The following is a 14,109-nucleotide window of genomic DNA, read 5'->3' on the forward strand; positions in this document are numbered from 1 at the left end:
ATATATCCTTCTACTTCATAAAGGATTTGCAGCTGAAAAAGAAGATGGCTCTGTCTTTGGCTGTTGTTACAGCCCCGTGGTTTATGTTGGTATCATGGCACTGGTTGTATCGTCTGATTATGCATGGAGTTTGGTGACTGAAGTTGCATGGAATCGTGGGACAAAAAACAGGCCGGGTTTTCCCGGCCTGTTTGCTTGTTGGTGACTAAAGGATAAAGGAGAAGATTACTGTCAGCCCCACCATCAGGACGTTGCCGTAACTGTGCATTATCATGGGGTAGTACATGCTGCCGGTTTTTTCGTAGCATATTCCGTAGAACAGTCCCAACACAAAGGCAAAGATTACCTGGAAGGGGATGTAGGTCACTTCGAAGGGGGCGAAGGTAAACCGCATGTGGGCCAGGCCGAATATAACGGCGGCAATTATATTGGCATAGCTGAGCTTGCCTTTGAAGAGGCCGCCGGAAACCATCAGGCCCAGCATGGTCATGGCAAAAGCCCGGAAAATCAGCTCTTCAGAGGGCCCGGACAGCAACAGCTGGAATCCCAGGTAACCGCCAATGTTGCCCCCGGTCAGGGGGAACTGGAAATGCTGGAAGGAATTGGTGAGAATGGTTGTTGCATAGGCGCCGGCAGTGTAGAGGGTGAAGAAGAGGATAAACAAGAGGACATGTTTTTTGCCGGCGGCTTTGTCGCCCCAGCTAAACCCGAACTGCAGTGGCTTGAATTGCTTAATAACAAAGATTAGGACGAGAACAATCAGTGCCTGGACTATGTGACGGACGGATATCCAGGCCCAGGATCCGTCAGGGTCGATGGCGCCGTATTCAAACAGGTTGGCAACCATGGCAGCCAGCCGGGGCACGCCCAGCAACAGCAAAGTGATGAAAACCACCCAGAGAACAGTCAACAAGCCTTTTTTCATTTCTGCCTCCCCACACAGTTTCTTGGTAAAATTATACTACAGGGCGGGTTGCCGGGAAACAACAATTTTTTCCAAATGCTCCGGTATGTTATAATGACAAAAAGGGGGTGTTGGGTTGGACAAGCGGCATATAGTAATTGGCGACAGGGTCAATTCATCCCTGGTGGTGCTTCGCGAGGGTGTTATAGTAGTAGACACTTCAGTGGATGAAGAGACGGCTTTCAAGCTTCACGCTGAGGCCATCGGTTCAGGGAAGATGCTGTACGTTATTAACACCCACGAACATGGTGACCACTTGGCGGGCAACGGCCTGTTTGAGTGCCCGATAATCAGCTCGGCGGTGGCCCGGGAGCAGATGCTGGCTGGCAACAAGCCACCTGCTCTGCCCAAGCTGGTGTTCAGCGACCGTATGGAGTTGTTCCTCAGCGAGCAGGTTGTGTTGCAGCACTTTGGCGGCCAACCGAGTCTTGCCCAGCCCGGGCGTACCGGTGATCAGGACTACACGGAAATCGCCCGTGAGAACCCGCTGAAACTCGCCGTCAAGCTCCCCAAGTACCCGGTCGCGGCCCGCGAGCGGAGGCCCGAGAGACACCCCATCGCGCGGCCGGGTCGTGTTCATCCGTCGCCTGTATCAGCGCAGCGAACCCAAAGAAGATGTCCGTCGTTCATGGAATATATAGTCGGCCCTGAAGAACTCGCAACCGACTGATGCGGTGTAGGTTCCGGAATTTCTCAGCATTAAGTGCCGCCGTTTGGCGGCTTGCACCCGCTCCCTGAGCTCGGGAAAGGCGGACTGGACCGTATTCCAGACGATATCGAGATCGATATCGAAGTATCCGTGGGCCACGCGGTTTCGCATCCCGCGCATCTGGCGCCAGGGAATTTCGGGATGGGCATCTACGAAGTCCGGATACGGCTGAACAATCTTTGCTGCCGCCTCGCCGAGAATGATCACGTTCAGGATCACGGCCTGTTGCGTGCGACGATCGTCCATAAAGTTCTGGCGCTCCATGCCTTCGACATAGGTCGTCGCTCGGTCACGCGCCTCGAGCATATGTTCGAGGTACGCGACTGGTTTGCCGACAACGCACAACGGACCACCTCCGGAGCGGCCGCTGCGTCGACCATCGAGATGTTTGGCACCCTGAACGTCCTCTCGCGTCTCCAGCATGTCCGCTGCCCGACACTGGTCATTCATGCCCAGCGCGACGCGGTGGTGCCACTCAAGGCCGGGCGCGTGCTGGCGAGCGGCATTCCCAACGCCGAACTGGCAATTCTCGATAGCTGCAACCACATCCTTCTGGAGCGCGAACCTGCCTGGATACGGTTCAAGACCCTGGTGAACGGCTTCCTTCCCGCCGCCACCGACAAAACCTGCCCACTCCCCGAAGGCGAGCGGCTAACGCGGCGACAGCAGAAGGTGCTGTCACTCCTGGGCGAGGGGCTATCCAACCGCGAGATCGCGGAACGCCTCGGCATCGGCGAGAAAACCGTTCGCAACCACGTCAGCACCCTATTTGATAAGCTTGGCGTCCATTCACGAGCACGCGCCATCGTGCTCGCACGTGACTTGGGCACCAGTTAATCCTGACGCGGGACAAACATCCCGACTCCGACCGTACTGTACCCCCCGGATGACGGGACTGCTGCCTCTTGCGCCGCCTCGTCGATTTCCGCAACGTGGCTCCTGTAGGACCACAAGCGGAGGACAACGCGCCATGAACATGAACAAGACCATCATCGTATCCGCCATCGCAACGGGCCTCCTGCTCTCCGGAGGACAGATACAAGCGAAACAGATGACCACTGTCGGCGGAGCGAACAACGTAGACCTTACGGTCTACGAGTCTGGCAACCCAGAGGGGCAAGCCATCGTCTTCATCCACGGTTTTACGGGCAACTACCTGGTCTGGGACTCGCAGTATTCCGGGGCGCTCGCCGAAGACTTTCGGCTGATCGCCGTGGACCTCCGCGGGCACGGTGCATCCGACAAGCCCCTCGACCCCGACCAGTATATAGCGGCCGAAATCTGGGCCGAGGACATCGACGCCGTTATTCGCGCCAAGGAGCTGGACGCGCCGGTGCTGGTGGGATTGTCCATGGCGGGTTCACTCATCGTGAATTACCTGGACCTGCACGGAGAGGACGATATTGGCGGCCTGGTTTTCGTCAGCGCTCCTACCAGCCAAGAAACCAGCGACGGAGAGAGCGTGTTCTTCGACGAGGTTTTTTCGTACGTTGGCGACATGACCTCGCAGGATCCCCGGGTCAACATCACAGCAACCCGCGGCTTCGTCCACTTGTGGACGGCCGATGACCTGGAGCACGAGCCGTTCACAACCGCCTTCGGCAGCGCCATGATGGTGCCACCCGCAGTGCGCGGCGCCCTTCTTCAGCGTGAGAGGCGGGACGCCGAAGATGCATTCGCCAACCTGGAGGCCCCCGCGCTGGTCGTGCATGGCACCGCGGACCAGATCGTTAAGCCGGAGGCCTCCGAGGATACCGCCGAGATAATCCCCAACGCCGAGCTGCACTTCTACGAAGGCATCGGCCATTTGCCGCAACTGGAAGCCCCAGAAGAATTCAACCAGGACCTCGAAGCCTTCGTGCGGGAGTCGGTCACAGAAGCATCGCAATAACCCGTCGCAACGCCCGTTCACACCACTTCAACGGCCCCGACCACCGCTCGGGGCCGTCGCCTCTGTGCAGTCCCGGCGATGCGCACCCGCATGCCGCTGGTACGCGTTCAGCGGAAGCCTGCCTTGCGCAGCCCGTCCACGTAATGCGCGACATCGTCGTCCAGCCGGAAGGGATCGACCGCCAGCAACCAGTCAATGCATGACATGCGTTCGGGCAGATTGCCCCGCTGCAGCTCCCTACGGTAGTGGCGGTAGACGGTGTCCCGGTACGCGGTGCAGCGCTCGGTTCGCCCGCGGTGTGCTTCGGCGGCGGCGATGAAGGCGGCTGTATTGCAGATGGCCTCGGGCGCCGGTGCCATGGTGGCGATGGCCTCGACGTAGTGGCGTGCATTGAACAGCGCCATGCCGGCGAAGGTCGCGTACCAATCGGGATGGTGCGGAGCCAGTCGCAGGGCTTTGGTGCCGTACTCGACCGCGGCTGCGTGGTCGCCGATCAGCGTCAACCCCAGCGCCGCGTGGGCGAGCACATCGGTGTCGTTGGCATTGAGCTCCAGCGCCCGCATCAGGCCGCTGCGAGCGGCTTCATAATCGCCCCCGTAGAGTTGCGTCATTGCCAGGACGCAATGGGCATGCTGGTCGTACTCATCGAGCTCGAGCGCCCGGTGGACGTGGTCGAGCACGTCCTGGCGCGGGAACACCCAGTGGTTCCAGGAAAAGCAGGCCCATTCGTTGATCTGAGCCAGGGCAAGCCCGACATAGGGTCGACCGAAATGCGGATCCCTGGCGATTGCCTGCTGAAAGTACCTGCGCGCCTCGGTCAATGTCGTGAGATCGGCGCGCCGGAGTGCCGCCCGACCCCGCAGCCACAGGTCGTAGGCTTCCAGCTCGGCGGGCGTCTTGCGCCGGGCAGCGGCGAGCCGGTCAACCTCGATTCTGCCGGCGAGTTCGGCCACCAGCCCGCGTACGATCTCGTCCTGGAGCTCGAACATGTCGTCCCGGCAGCGAATATAACGTTCCGCCCAGAGCTGGCGGCCTGTGGCCGTGTCCACGAGGCATATCGTGATGCTCAGCCTGCGCGCCGCCTCCCGCAGCGTGCCGGTCACCACACAGGTCGAGCCGAGCTCCTTGCCGATGCGCTCCGGAGGCGCGGCAGCATTACGGTAGGTCAATGCCGAGGGCGGGGCGATCACGTCCAGTTCGCGGAAACGCCCAAGCTCGATGGCGATATCCTCTGCCATCCCGTCGCCGAGGAGGCGAAGGTCGTGGTCCTGGGTGGCGGCCGCGAACGAGAGGACGGCCACCGTGGGGCGGCCCGATCGCGGGCAAGCGCAGGCGGGGTATTCCGCGGCGCGGGGTGGCGGACTCAAGGCTGGCCGCGTGCACAGTGATTGCTCGTCGTTCGCAGTGGAATCCGGCAGGGTTTCCCCGTCCAGCAGGGTGGTCTTCAGCTGTTCGGTCCCGGCGGAGGGCTCGACTCCCAGCTCCTCCGCAAGGAGTGCCCGGCAGCGGTGGTACTGCGCCAGAGCCGAGCCCGGCCGACCGAGGTAGCGATACAGCCGCATCAGCGTCTGGTGGACATGTTCCTGGAACGGATCGATGCTCAGCAGACGCAGCGCCGTCTGGACGCCGGACTCGATGGCTCCGGTGGCCGTATAGTGCTCCAGCAGCTGGTGCAGAACCGAGCAGTAGACATCCTCCAGGCGCTGCCGCTCACCGGCGATCCGCTCGTCGAAGACCTCGCCGCACTCCGGGAAGCCCTCGAGCAGCGACCCGCGATACAACGCCGCCGCGCGTTCGAGGCTGGCGGGAGTGGCGTCTTCCGCGCAGCCCCGAAAACAGGGGACATCCACGGTAACCCGGTCGGTCAGCAGCACAACCTGGTCGTCATAGGCGACCAGGCTGTCTGCCGCTGCCCCGGGGAGGCACGCACGCAGCCGGGATAGCCCCTTGCGCAGGTTGAGCCGTGCCGCCGCATCGCTCTGTTCGCCCCACAGGAGCGCGGCAAGGCTGTTCCGGGGCTGGGGGTCGTCGGCGTGCAGCGCCAGCCAGGCACACAAGGCGCGCACCTTGCGCGTCGGAAAGCGCACGAGCTCGCCTTTATTCGTTCGGCATTCGAAGCCGCCAAGCAGGCTGAGCTGCAGGTCGTTAGCCATCCGCTTCCCAGGAATCCCGACCTCTCGCCGGAACCATTTAAGCAGGCACCGGCGGCCATGTCACGGCTGTGTCACGGTGCCGGGGACGCGGCCACGTCATGGTTGCACACGCGGACCGAACCCATTGCGTCAAACAGCGAGAGGAGATCAACGATGGATACCGCAACCAGGCTTACACCCGCGGAGATCTACGATCAGCTCTTTGTGCCAACCTTGTTCGGGCGATTTCCGCATCTTGTGCTGGACGCCGCCGGGGTCGGCCGCGACCAAGCCGTGCTGGACGTTGGCTGTGGCACCGGCGCGGCGGCCGAGGCCGCCCTGGAGCGCACCGGCCGGGGTGGCCGCGTCGCCGGCGTCGACCCGAACGAAGAGATGCTCGGCGTGGCGCGCAACAAGGGCGTGCCCATCGAGTGGTACGCCGGCAGCGCCGAGGGGCTGCCACTGCCCGACGGCACTTTCGATGCGGTCATCAGCCAGTTCGCCCTCATGTTCTTCGACGATCCGCCACACGCGCTGCGGGAGATGGTTCGCGTGCTCCGGCCCGGCGGCCGGCTTGCTGTCAGCATTCCCGATGCGATCGACCACTCGCCGGGCTTCAGTGTCTTGGCCGAGCTGTTGCACCGGCGTTTCGGGCCCGACGTGGCGGAAGGCTTTCGCCAGCCCTTCCGCGGTGGTGACCCTGACTGGCTGCGGCAAGTTTGCGACGAGGCGGGTCTAACGGAGGCGCGCATCGAACGCCGTGATGAATCCGCCCGGTTTGCTAGCGCCAGCGAGTTCGTGCAGGCCGAGGGCGCGTGCCTGTGGACACTCGGCGGGGTGCTCGACGACGCCCAGCTGCAGCGGTTGGCCGCCGACGCCGAAGAGTCGCTGGCGCCATTCCGCGCTGCGGACGGCACCGTGACGGTTGTTTTGCCCTGCCTGGTCGTCACGGCCCGGAAGGCCTGAACCGGCCGGTCAGGGCACGACACGGTCGCCCAGGACTTGAAAGGATGGAGCGCGCATAGCTGACAGGGCTCTGCAACGCCAGAGCAAGAGGATGACCGCGCTCGTGGATCCCGGGGATACCGTGCATACGGCCTTCAATCCAAGTGAGGATGAAGAGACGGTCGTTATCGCGGTCTCTTTGGGAGTGCCTGATGAGGGTGAGCTCACCATTCCGGTGGATGAAGAGGACAGCGATGCCCTCGACAAGGAGTGCGGTATTGATCGCAGCAATGCCGCCGCGGGGTCTTCCGGTCACTGAGCGCGACGCACCGCAAAAAGACGGGGGCCTTTCGGCCCCCAGTTGTCTAAAACGCTTGCGGCAACGGTGGCTTACCGCTGATTGCCGTACCAGGACCGGCGGCCGTCGTCCTTGATGCTCAGGGCCCCACGCGGCCGGCGCTCGGAGCCATATTCGGTCTGAACGCTTTTTACCGTGGCTGCAAGCGCATGAGGCGGTGGGTGATTCCAGCTTCCTCGAAGAGTGGTCCTTCAGCGACAAAGCCCTGGCGGATGTAAAAGTCCAGTGCCGAAGCCTGCGCGTGCAAGCGACATTCTGCGAGGCCGCACGCCAAGGCCTCATTCACCAGCTCCGCGAGGATCGCTGTCCCGATGCCTTTTCTGCGCCATGTCGGTAGAACGGCGACGCGGCCGATCTTGCCGTCCGGCGCTAGACGGCCGGTCCCCACGGGATGGCCATTATTGTCTTCTGCGAGCACGTGGATGCAGCCCGCGTCGGCGTCATCCCACTCCAGCTCTCTTGGTACTTGCTGTTCTTGGACGAAGACCAGGTCCCGAATGCTTCGAATTGCCGGGAGGTCAGCGGGCATCTCGGCACGGCGTACCTGGTAGGCGCGATCGTTCATCGTGCGCTCTTGCGAGGGGCTTGGCGAAATTGTCAGCTACTTTGCGTTACCGGTAAACGGGCGTGGGCTGTCACAGGCGGAATTGCGCAATTCCAGGCGGTTGGTTGTAACCTGACTGCGGGCGACCGGTGAACGGCGCTGGCAGGCAGTGATCGCGATTTAACACGCATGCGGCAGAGAATGCTTTACACCCGAGAGGAACTGGACCAGGTTCGAGATGCCGTCGGCCTGGAGCAGGCGTTGGCGGGTGACCCGCGTTACTTTGCTTTCGCGCGCCAGGGTCGATTACAAAGATCTTTGGCACTACCTCGGTGGCCAGGAGGCTTGCAGAACTCGGGCTGGCATGCCCATCTTGGGATTCACGGAATATCGACCGGACGAGCAGGAGGGTAGCGTGAACACAGTCCGTTCGCATCGTTACGAGCTCAATCTGCGCTGGACCGGCAACCTGGGGACCGGCACGAGTGGCTACAGGGAGTTCTCACGCGCCCACGCGATCGATGCCGAGGGCAAACCGACGCTCTACGGCAGTGCAGATCCGGCATTCCGGGGGGATGCGAGCCAGTACAACCCGGAGGACTTGCTGGTCGCGGCGCTCTCCGCATGCCACATGCTGTGGTTTCTCCACCTCTGCGCCGAGAGGCGCATCGTTGTTGAGGCTTATGAGGACAGGCCTCAGGGCGTTATGGTCCACAACGCTTCCGGCGGTGGGCGCTTCGACTCCGTGGAACTCAAGCCTCACGTGGTATTCGCAGACCCAACGCAGGCGACCGCAGCCGAGCAACTGCACCACACGGCGCACGAGCGCTGCTTCATCGCGAACTCTGTGAACTTTCCGGTGACCGTGACACCTACCCTGCGGCCGTGAAGACAGCGATGTGACCAGGCTCCCTCACCCGTCTGCTGCGCTGCTATACTCGACCAGGAAATCGACCAGTTTGAGGGACAAGCCCATGTCCGACACGCGGGAGATTCAGAGCTACAGCGCGCGCGTGCGGTGGAGTCGGCTTCTCGACGAGGTCGGGGCCGGGACGAGCTATGTCATCAGCAAACGCAACCGGCCTGTCGCCGCGCTCGTACCCATCGAGCAGTGGCGGCAGGTCACCGCCGGTGATGACACCCCCGAGGCTCGGGAACTCGCCATGCTCGTCGAGCAGCTCAAGGAGCGCAACGCGGAGGCGGAAGCGGCCCTCGACAGGGCATTCGACGAGATCGCCAAGACGCGTCAGTACCTCGCCGAAGCGCGCGCGGAGCGCAACAGGCAGCAAGCCGAGAACGCCGCATCGGCCGCAGACGCAGGGGACACCCATGTTCGGTGAGACCATCCGTGCGGTGCGTGAAGCCCTCACGAACAGCGAGCGTGTCGCGCAACTCGGCCACCAAGTTTCGGAGCAAACCCGGGAGCTGCGCGGCGAACTCGACGCGCTCCGCCACGAGCATCGTGATCTTCGTGACCGCGTCTCCCGGATCGAAGGCTCCCTGGAAGTCCTCGGGCGTTTCGTTCGTCAGTCGGATTGACTCGAGCTGGTGCATCGAGGCGCCGACGCGAGGCGAGGGACCCTGATTAGCGCTGGGACGATATGCGGTTAATCCGTTTCCTGCCGGTTTAATCAAAGGCCAGACGATCGTCTCGAAGGTTCTCCGTTGGGCCAGTCCAGGCGAAGAGCAAAAGACACGGGTCAGCCTGCCCGGGCGTGATTCGGTGCGTTTGCCCGGCCTGATTCAGGATCACCGATCCGGGTGCGTAGACGCCCATGTCGTTTTCCGAGAACGCCCCGCTGACGGCGACATACGACTCCGTAATCCCTTGATGGCTATGCTGTGGATAGGTGCAGCGCGGCGCTAGCATGACCAGGCCAATGCGGACGTCCGGCGGTAAACGCGCCGGACGTCCTGTAAAAGGTACGCCCAGCTGGGCGTATCCTGAAAGCCCTGCCCCCTGCCCCCTGTCCCTTGGTGCCATGAACCAACCCTTGGTGCGTTGCGGAAACCATGAATGCCCGCGGCCGCGAATTCAGGGCTCTTGCGCCGGAGCGCGGAGCGGGTTAGCGCAGCGTAACCCGCCGTGAATGACATGGCGCCGCAGGCGCACGACTGGGGCTGAGCTTGTGCGCCTGCGGCGCGGGTTATTTGACGGTGCATTACGCTGGCGCTAATGGCACCCTACACCCTTCGATTAGCCGCGGTGCCACGCCATGGCTCAACGGCATACGCGTACGCGGATTAGCGCAGCGTAATCCGCCGTCGAGACACTGCGCCGCAGGCGCACGACTCGTGTTGGGCCCGGGTGCCGTTGGCGCGATTCGTTCTACGGTGCATTTCGCTTTGGCTAATGCACTCTGTGCCCGCCACCCAATTCTTCACCAAGCGGCCGCAGCGTATGGGAAAGAGGCCGGCTAATCGGCGCCTCGTTGACCGAGCAGGTCTCGTAGGCGGTCGTTTTCCGCCTCCGCCTCGACCTGCGCGGTTACATCGTACTGCACCCCGAGATAGTAGATGAGCACGCCGCGCGGGTCCCGCAACGGCGTTAACGACAAGCGATTGTAGAATCGGCTGCCGTCCTTGCGGTAATTTCTGAGAGTGACCGTGACGGGCTCCCCGGCGGAAATCGCACGCCGCAAGTCCCCGATTTCCGGTTGTTCCGAGTCCTTGCCCTGCAGGAACCGGCAGTTTCGACCGATGGTCTCGTCCTGCCCGAAGCCAGTCAGTTGCTCAAAAACCGCGTTGGCATACACGATCGGCATATCAGGCTGGTCAGGATCGGCCAGCGTGATGCCGGTGGCGCAATGGTCCAGCATCTCGGTGAGGACCGTGGGGATTACGCCCGGATCCTTTTCGACAACAAAAGTCATGTGTTCCGTCCTCAAAAGCGATCAGGGTGCGGTCGATCCATCCACCTGCTCGACGAGACCCTTGAGATTATAGACCGTCCGCTCCGCGCCCTCTTGCACAGAGGTCTGGATCAGTTTGCGGAAGGGGCGCATGCGCAGTTCGAGCCGCGGGAACTCGAACCGGAATCGCAACCGGGCGCTTTCGTTGCTCGGGCCGACCCGCTCGAGCGTGTAAGTGCATACGAACTCCGCCGACACCCCCGAAAAGACAATCCGGGTGGGCCGCTGAATATCCGCCACTCGAAACGTGGAGGTCGTCTTGTGCCCCTGATCCACGCGGGTCTGCCGCGCGAACCAGTCGCGATCCAGATAACCTGCGCTCAGGACCTTCAGCTCTATCACTTCCGGCGACCAGCGCGGGTAGTTCGCCTCGAACTCGTCGGCGATAAAGCGAAAGACCGACTCGACCGGCCGATGGATGGTCGTGGTTGCCTCGCCGACGACTTTGTGGTTACCGAGCACTATTCAGAAACCTCGGGTCTTGGGATGGGGAAGCCGCCTGTTCGTACTCAGATCCGGCGATGTATCCTGTTGGCTTTGTAACGTAGTCGTACAAGTATAGTACAGACAAGTTACGGCTGCACTCGATATTCATGTTGCAAAGGTGTCGTTGAGGCGAGCTACTGGCTACAGCCACACGCCTCCGGGCGGCAATGGGAGTTCGTGCATCGGAGTCTCGGCGAATTTCGCAAGGCCTTGACCGCGCTGGGCCAACTCATTGTGCGATTTCGCCTCGGCTTGATGTTTTGCAGCGTTGAAGCCTCAGCCGCTTAGCCGCTTTCGGGCGCTGGAGGTGCGTGGGCGGGTGCCGATCGGCCTCACGGTCTGCAGGCAGGGCCCGGGCGGAGGTCTGGCAATACTTCCAAGACCGCTAGTATCCTAACCCCGGGGTTTTTAGGAGTAACCTAACCCGCGCGGGCGCCACGCAGCCTGTCGCATCCATCGTCGCAATGAGGAGAAGTCATGAGTCACACGATCACGGTGGGATCGCCACTGGTTATTTTGCACGGCGACGAGATGGCACAGGTGGCGTTCGAGCACATCATCCGGACCTTCGTCACGGAGCGGCTGGATATTGAACTGGTCGAGGTGGATCTCTCGGCGGAGAATCGGCTGGTGACCAATGGCCAGGCGGTTACCGACGCCATCGACGCGCTGACTCGTTACGGGGTTGGAGTGAAGAACGCCGGCATGACGGTGAACCGGCAGCAGCTCGACGATATGCTCGCTCGGCACCCGGAGCTGGATAAAGGCGCCCTCAACGATCTCGCCACCAAGTCGCCGAACGGCGCCATCCGCAAAGGCATTGGCGGCAACATCACACGCGAGGACATCCAGTTTCGCAACCTCCAGGTGCGACGGCCCGACTGGGTCGGGCGCGACATCGAGGTTGACACCATGGACGATGGCGGCAGCAAGGACAGCTTCAACCAGCTCTCCCGTGTCACCGGCGTGATCAAGCTGCTGTTCGTGGGCCACAGTGGTGATCCGGTGGAGCTCCATCGCCGCGAGGTGAACCGGGGCGATCCGTGGTTGCTTGCGACCAACGCCATCGCCGATGTGCAGGCGTGGGCGCATCGGTTCTTCCAGCGCGCCATCGACGAGCGCCGGGACGCTTACCTGGGGCTGAAGGACACCGTGATTCCCGGCTACGATGGCACCATGCGCGCCGCCATCGAGCGCATCTATGACGATCACTATCGCAAGCAATTCGATGAGCTGGGGCTGGCGTACCAATACGAGCTCATCGATGCCCAGGCGGCCCGCATCGTGGCCAATCCGCCGAAGCGCGCGCTCTGGGGCGTGCCCGACAACACGACCGGGCGTAAGCTGCTGAAGCTCGTTGAGCAGCTCAAGCGGTACGGCATACCGGAGCGCAAGGCGCAGGTATCGCTCTCGCGGATGAGCGCCGGCGGCGGCGACCAGTACGGCAGTTTCAATATGCCGGCCGCCGAGGACGGCATCCTCAAGGTCGTGGTTGACGGCGAGGAGAAGCATGCGCGGCGCGTCCGCGCGGGTGACCCGATCCTGCTCATGTCCAACGACTGCGAGGCCATTAAGGACTGGGTCACGCAGGTGTTCCGCGATGCCTCGCGCAAGAACAAGGAGGTCTACTTCGGGCTCAAACGCGAGTACATGGAGTACGACGAGGTGTTCAGCGTCGTCATCACGGAGGTGCGCCGCGAGTTGGCCAAAGCGGACACACCGCCGCCGTCGTTCATGATCATGCGGCCCTCCAGCCAGCTCACCAAGATGATCACCGATCCGCCAAGGAACGCCCTGTATCCGGCGCAGAACCTCGACGGTGACATCTTCTCGGACATCTCCGCCGCATTGGGCGGCAGCCTGGCCACCGCCAGTTCCATTATCGAGAGCAAGAACGGCACCATGCTCTTCGAAGCGCCCCACGGGACGGCCCACGACCTCTACGTGAAGTACCTGGAGAGTGACGGCCGCGAGGCGTATTTCAATTCCTCGGCTCTGATCTACGCCGTGGCCAACGCGTTGGAAACTCTGGGGGAGCGCGAGCACAACCAGCCCCTGGTGGATTATTCCAAGCGACTCAAGGCGGCCCTCGTCGACACCGTGGATGCCGGCGTGGTCACCGCCGACCTCAAGGGCAAGACCTCGGCCCCGGACGCCGAGACGGTGGTGGACATGCACGGCTTTCTCGATGCCGTGGCGGAACGGCTCTAGTCGCGATGGGATACGGCGGCTGCTGAACGCAAGGATGCGCGCCATGAGCACGGAAGCGACCGATCACGGCATGCTGCAACTCGCCCTGGATTAATTGAGCCGCGGCTTGCCTGAGGCTGCGCTTGAAAGCCAGAGCCGCCCGCAAGCTGGCCCCGCGCCAGACGAGTTGTTGGTTCAACCCGTTCGGCCGGTGTCATTCCTGGCGCGACACGGGGGTCGGGCGGAGGCGCAAGGTTAGGCCATAAGCGCCCGCCTGAGCAGGTTGAGCCCGGCCAGTACCAGCACCACCAGCGTCACCCGGCGGAATACCTCCTGGTCCAGCCGATCCTGCACCAGATAACCTGCGAACATCGCGCCGAGGGTTGGCAGGATAAGCCAGGCCGAGATCGGCAGCGTCATCGGGTTGAGCACACCGGAGGCGAGATGCGCGCCGAACAGCACCAGCGAGCCGGCCAGGAAGCACAGCGCCTGGACCCGCACCATCTCGACCTTCGGCACCTCGGCGGCAAGCAGGTACATCACGATCGGCGGGCCCCAGATCCCGGAGATGCCGCCGAAGAACCCGGCGGGGAACGCGGTGGCGACCTCCCAGAACCTCCGCCTCTTTAAGCGCAGGCGCGGCTGCCAGCCGGCGAGCTGCAAGACGCCAAAGCCGGTGATGAACGTGCCAAGCAGCGCGAACAGCAGCCAGTCGGGCAGCGCGACGACGAGCTGTGCCGCGATTGCGATCATCACCACCAGCACGAGGATGAGCCGCCAGTAGCGCATCAGGCTGCTGCGCGCCGCCGCAACGCCGTTGCGCAAGCCTTGGAACAGGTTTGAGACCAGCGTCGGCAGGATCAGCAGCGCCACGGCCACCTCGAAGGGTAGGAAACTGCCCATCCCGCTCAGCGCAATCAGCGGCAGCGCGAACCCGACGACGCCCTTGGCGAACCCCCCAGCCGCCATCGCCAGGCC

Annotated in this window: 18 protein-coding genes and 1 pseudogene; 10 read left to right on the forward strand and 9 right to left on the reverse strand. The window is 62.7% G+C overall.

Going from position 1 to position 14,109, the window contains the following annotated elements; translation table 11 throughout:
• A partial coding sequence (locus tag QZT63_RS17815) for a hypothetical protein (protein ID WP_290653089.1) occupies positions 1 to 205 on the forward strand: 205 nt, incomplete at its 5' end.
• Here the strand turns inward: QZT63_RS17815 and QZT63_RS17820 are convergent.
• Complete coding sequence (locus tag QZT63_RS17820) at positions 206 to 925, reverse strand: type II CAAX endopeptidase family protein (protein ID WP_290653091.1); 720 nt, start codon at positions 923 to 925, stop codon at positions 206 to 208.
• A 115-nt stretch (positions 926 to 1,040) separates the two neighbouring features.
• On the opposite strand from QZT63_RS17820, the pseudogene QZT63_RS20165 reads away from it, so the two are divergent.
• Positions 1,041 to 1,229 (forward strand): annotated as a pseudogene (locus tag QZT63_RS20165) (MBL fold metallo-hydrolase); the annotation flags it as partial.
• On the opposite strand, the gene QZT63_RS20170 reads toward QZT63_RS20165, so the two are convergent.
• Both QZT63_RS20170 and QZT63_RS17830 read right to left on the reverse strand, forming a co-directional pair.
• A complete protein-coding gene (locus tag QZT63_RS20170; RefSeq protein WP_366637546.1) occupies positions 1,173 to 1,544 on the reverse strand; it encodes an ATP-binding protein in 372 nt (123 codons plus the stop codon). The pseudogene QZT63_RS20165 and the gene QZT63_RS20170 sit on opposite strands and share 57 nt — an antisense overlap.
• A 12-nt stretch (positions 1,545 to 1,556) precedes the next feature.
• Complete coding sequence (locus QZT63_RS17830) at positions 1,557 to 1,919, reverse strand: HepT-like ribonuclease domain-containing protein (RefSeq protein WP_290653095.1); 363 nt, start codon at positions 1,917 to 1,919, stop codon at positions 1,557 to 1,559.
• Between QZT63_RS17830 and QZT63_RS17835 the strand changes: the two genes are divergently transcribed.
• Together QZT63_RS17835 and QZT63_RS17840 are read left to right on the forward strand one after the other, a co-directional pair.
• Complete coding sequence (locus tag QZT63_RS17835) at positions 1,815 to 2,510, forward strand: LuxR C-terminal-related transcriptional regulator (protein ID WP_290653097.1); 696 nt, start codon at positions 1,815 to 1,817, stop codon at positions 2,508 to 2,510. The genes QZT63_RS17830 and QZT63_RS17835 overlap by 105 nt on opposite strands.
• 133 nt (positions 2,511 to 2,643) lie before the next feature.
• Entirely contained in the window at positions 2,644 to 3,564 is a 921-nt protein-coding gene (locus QZT63_RS17840; protein WP_290653099.1) for an alpha/beta hydrolase, read from the forward strand.
• Positions 3,565 to 3,671: 107 nt separating this feature from the next.
• Here QZT63_RS17840 and QZT63_RS17845 read toward each other — a convergent pair whose 3' ends face one another.
• Entirely contained in the window at positions 3,672 to 5,717 is a 2,046-nt protein-coding gene (locus tag QZT63_RS17845; RefSeq protein ID WP_290653101.1) for a BTAD domain-containing putative transcriptional regulator, read from the reverse strand.
• A gap of 153 nt (positions 5,718 to 5,870) precedes the next feature.
• On the opposite strand from QZT63_RS17845, the gene QZT63_RS17850 reads away from it, so the two are divergent.
• Together QZT63_RS17850 and QZT63_RS17855 are read left to right on the forward strand one after the other, a co-directional pair.
• The gene (locus QZT63_RS17850; RefSeq protein WP_290653102.1) at positions 5,871 to 6,662 is read left to right on the forward strand and encodes a methyltransferase domain-containing protein; all 792 of its coding nucleotides are present in this window, start codon (positions 5,871 to 5,873) and stop codon (positions 6,660 to 6,662) included.
• Between the two features lie 91 nt (positions 6,663 to 6,753).
• A complete protein-coding gene (locus QZT63_RS17855) occupies positions 6,754 to 6,960 on the forward strand; it encodes a hypothetical protein (protein WP_290653104.1) in 207 nt (68 codons plus the stop codon).
• A gap of 169 nt (positions 6,961 to 7,129) precedes the next feature.
• On the opposite strand, the gene QZT63_RS17860 is transcribed toward QZT63_RS17855, so the two are convergent.
• Positions 7,130 to 7,564 carry a GNAT family N-acetyltransferase gene (locus tag QZT63_RS17860; RefSeq protein WP_290653106.1) on the reverse strand — a complete coding sequence of 145 codons (435 nt, stop codon included), beginning with the start codon at positions 7,562 to 7,564 and terminating at the stop codon, positions 7,130 to 7,132.
• 394 nt (positions 7,565 to 7,958) lie between these two features.
• Here QZT63_RS17860 and QZT63_RS17865 point away from each other — a divergent pair, with 394 nt between their 5' ends.
• From QZT63_RS17865 to QZT63_RS17875, 3 genes are all read left to right on the forward strand, one after another.
• Positions 7,959 to 8,432 carry an OsmC family protein gene (locus QZT63_RS17865; RefSeq protein ID WP_290653108.1) on the forward strand — a complete coding sequence of 158 codons (474 nt, stop codon included), beginning with the start codon at positions 7,959 to 7,961 and terminating at the stop codon, positions 8,430 to 8,432.
• A gap of 85 nt (positions 8,433 to 8,517) precedes the next feature.
• A complete protein-coding gene (locus tag QZT63_RS17870) occupies positions 8,518 to 8,883 on the forward strand; it encodes a type II toxin-antitoxin system prevent-host-death family antitoxin (RefSeq protein WP_290653110.1) in 366 nt (121 codons plus the stop codon).
• Entirely contained in the window at positions 8,873 to 9,082 is a 210-nt protein-coding gene (locus QZT63_RS17875; RefSeq protein ID WP_290653112.1) for a hypothetical protein, read from the forward strand. Before QZT63_RS17870 ends, QZT63_RS17875 begins: the two co-directional genes overlap by 11 nt.
• A gap of 88 nt (positions 9,083 to 9,170) precedes the next feature.
• On the opposite strand, the gene QZT63_RS20175 is transcribed toward QZT63_RS17875, so the two are convergent.
• The 3 genes from QZT63_RS20175 to QZT63_RS17885 form a co-directional block, all read right to left on the reverse strand.
• A complete protein-coding gene (locus QZT63_RS20175) occupies positions 9,171 to 9,527 on the reverse strand; it encodes a dimethylsulfonioproprionate lyase family protein (RefSeq protein ID WP_366637543.1) in 357 nt (118 codons plus the stop codon).
• A gap of 433 nt (positions 9,528 to 9,960) precedes the next feature.
• Positions 9,961 to 10,416 carry a PAS domain-containing protein gene (locus tag QZT63_RS17880; RefSeq protein ID WP_290653114.1) on the reverse strand — a complete coding sequence of 152 codons (456 nt, stop codon included), beginning with the start codon at positions 10,414 to 10,416 and terminating at the stop codon, positions 9,961 to 9,963.
• Positions 10,417 to 10,437: 21 nt separating this feature from the next.
• A complete protein-coding gene (locus QZT63_RS17885; RefSeq protein WP_290653116.1) occupies positions 10,438 to 10,917 on the reverse strand; it encodes an SRPBCC family protein in 480 nt (159 codons plus the stop codon).
• Positions 10,918 to 11,418: 501 nt separating this feature from the next.
• Between QZT63_RS17885 and QZT63_RS17890 the strand changes: the two genes are divergently transcribed.
• Positions 11,419 to 13,152 carry an isocitrate/isopropylmalate family dehydrogenase gene (locus QZT63_RS17890; RefSeq protein WP_290653118.1) on the forward strand — a complete coding sequence of 578 codons (1,734 nt, stop codon included), beginning with the start codon at positions 11,419 to 11,421 and terminating at the stop codon, positions 13,150 to 13,152.
• Between the two features lie 234 nt (positions 13,153 to 13,386).
• Here the strand turns inward: QZT63_RS17890 and QZT63_RS17895 are convergent.
• On the reverse strand, positions 13,387 to 14,109 hold a 723-nt coding region (locus tag QZT63_RS17895; protein ID WP_290653120.1), incomplete at its 5' end, for a sulfite exporter TauE/SafE family protein.

This window comes from Aquisalimonas sp. (genome assembly GCF_007120195.1).
In the GTDB taxonomy this organism is placed as follows: Bacteria; Pseudomonadota; Gammaproteobacteria; order Nitrococcales; family Aquisalimonadaceae; genus Aquisalimonas.

Excerpts from the sequence above, each read along its gene's own strand:
- QZT63_RS17820 (WP_290653091.1), bottom strand. The coding sequence starts at position 925 with ATGAAAAAAGGCTTGTTGACTGTTCTCTGGGTGGTTTTCATCACTTTG.
- QZT63_RS20170 (WP_366637546.1), bottom strand. The coding sequence starts at position 1,544 with ATGAACACGACCCGGCCGCGCGATGGGGTGTCTCTCGGGCCTCCGCTC.
- QZT63_RS17835 (WP_290653097.1), top strand. The coding sequence starts at position 1,815 with ATGGGCATCTACGAAGTCCGGATACGGCTGAACAATCTTTGCTGCCGC.
- QZT63_RS17830 (WP_290653095.1), bottom strand. The coding sequence starts at position 1,919 with ATGGACGATCGTCGCACGCAACAGGCCGTGATCCTGAACGTGATCATT.
- QZT63_RS17840 (WP_290653099.1), top strand. The coding sequence starts at position 2,644 with ATGAACATGAACAAGACCATCATCGTATCCGCCATCGCAACGGGCCTC.
- QZT63_RS17845 (WP_290653101.1), bottom strand. The coding sequence starts at position 5,717 with ATGGCTAACGACCTGCAGCTCAGCCTGCTTGGCGGCTTCGAATGCCGA.
- QZT63_RS17850 (WP_290653102.1), top strand. The coding sequence starts at position 5,871 with ATGGATACCGCAACCAGGCTTACACCCGCGGAGATCTACGATCAGCTC.
- QZT63_RS17855 (WP_290653104.1), top strand. The coding sequence starts at position 6,754 with ATGACCGCGCTCGTGGATCCCGGGGATACCGTGCATACGGCCTTCAAT.
- QZT63_RS17860 (WP_290653106.1), bottom strand. The coding sequence starts at position 7,564 with ATGAACGATCGCGCCTACCAGGTACGCCGTGCCGAGATGCCCGCTGAC.
- QZT63_RS17870 (WP_290653110.1), top strand. The coding sequence starts at position 8,518 with ATGTCCGACACGCGGGAGATTCAGAGCTACAGCGCGCGCGTGCGGTGG.
- QZT63_RS17875 (WP_290653112.1), top strand. The coding sequence starts at position 8,873 with ATGTTCGGTGAGACCATCCGTGCGGTGCGTGAAGCCCTCACGAACAGC.
- QZT63_RS20175 (WP_366637543.1), bottom strand. The coding sequence starts at position 9,527 with ATGGCACCAAGGGACAGGGGGCAGGGGGCAGGGCTTTCAGGATACGCC.
- QZT63_RS17880 (WP_290653114.1), bottom strand. The coding sequence starts at position 10,416 with ATGACTTTTGTTGTCGAAAAGGATCCGGGCGTAATCCCCACGGTCCTC.
- QZT63_RS17890 (WP_290653118.1), top strand. The coding sequence starts at position 11,419 with ATGAGTCACACGATCACGGTGGGATCGCCACTGGTTATTTTGCACGGC.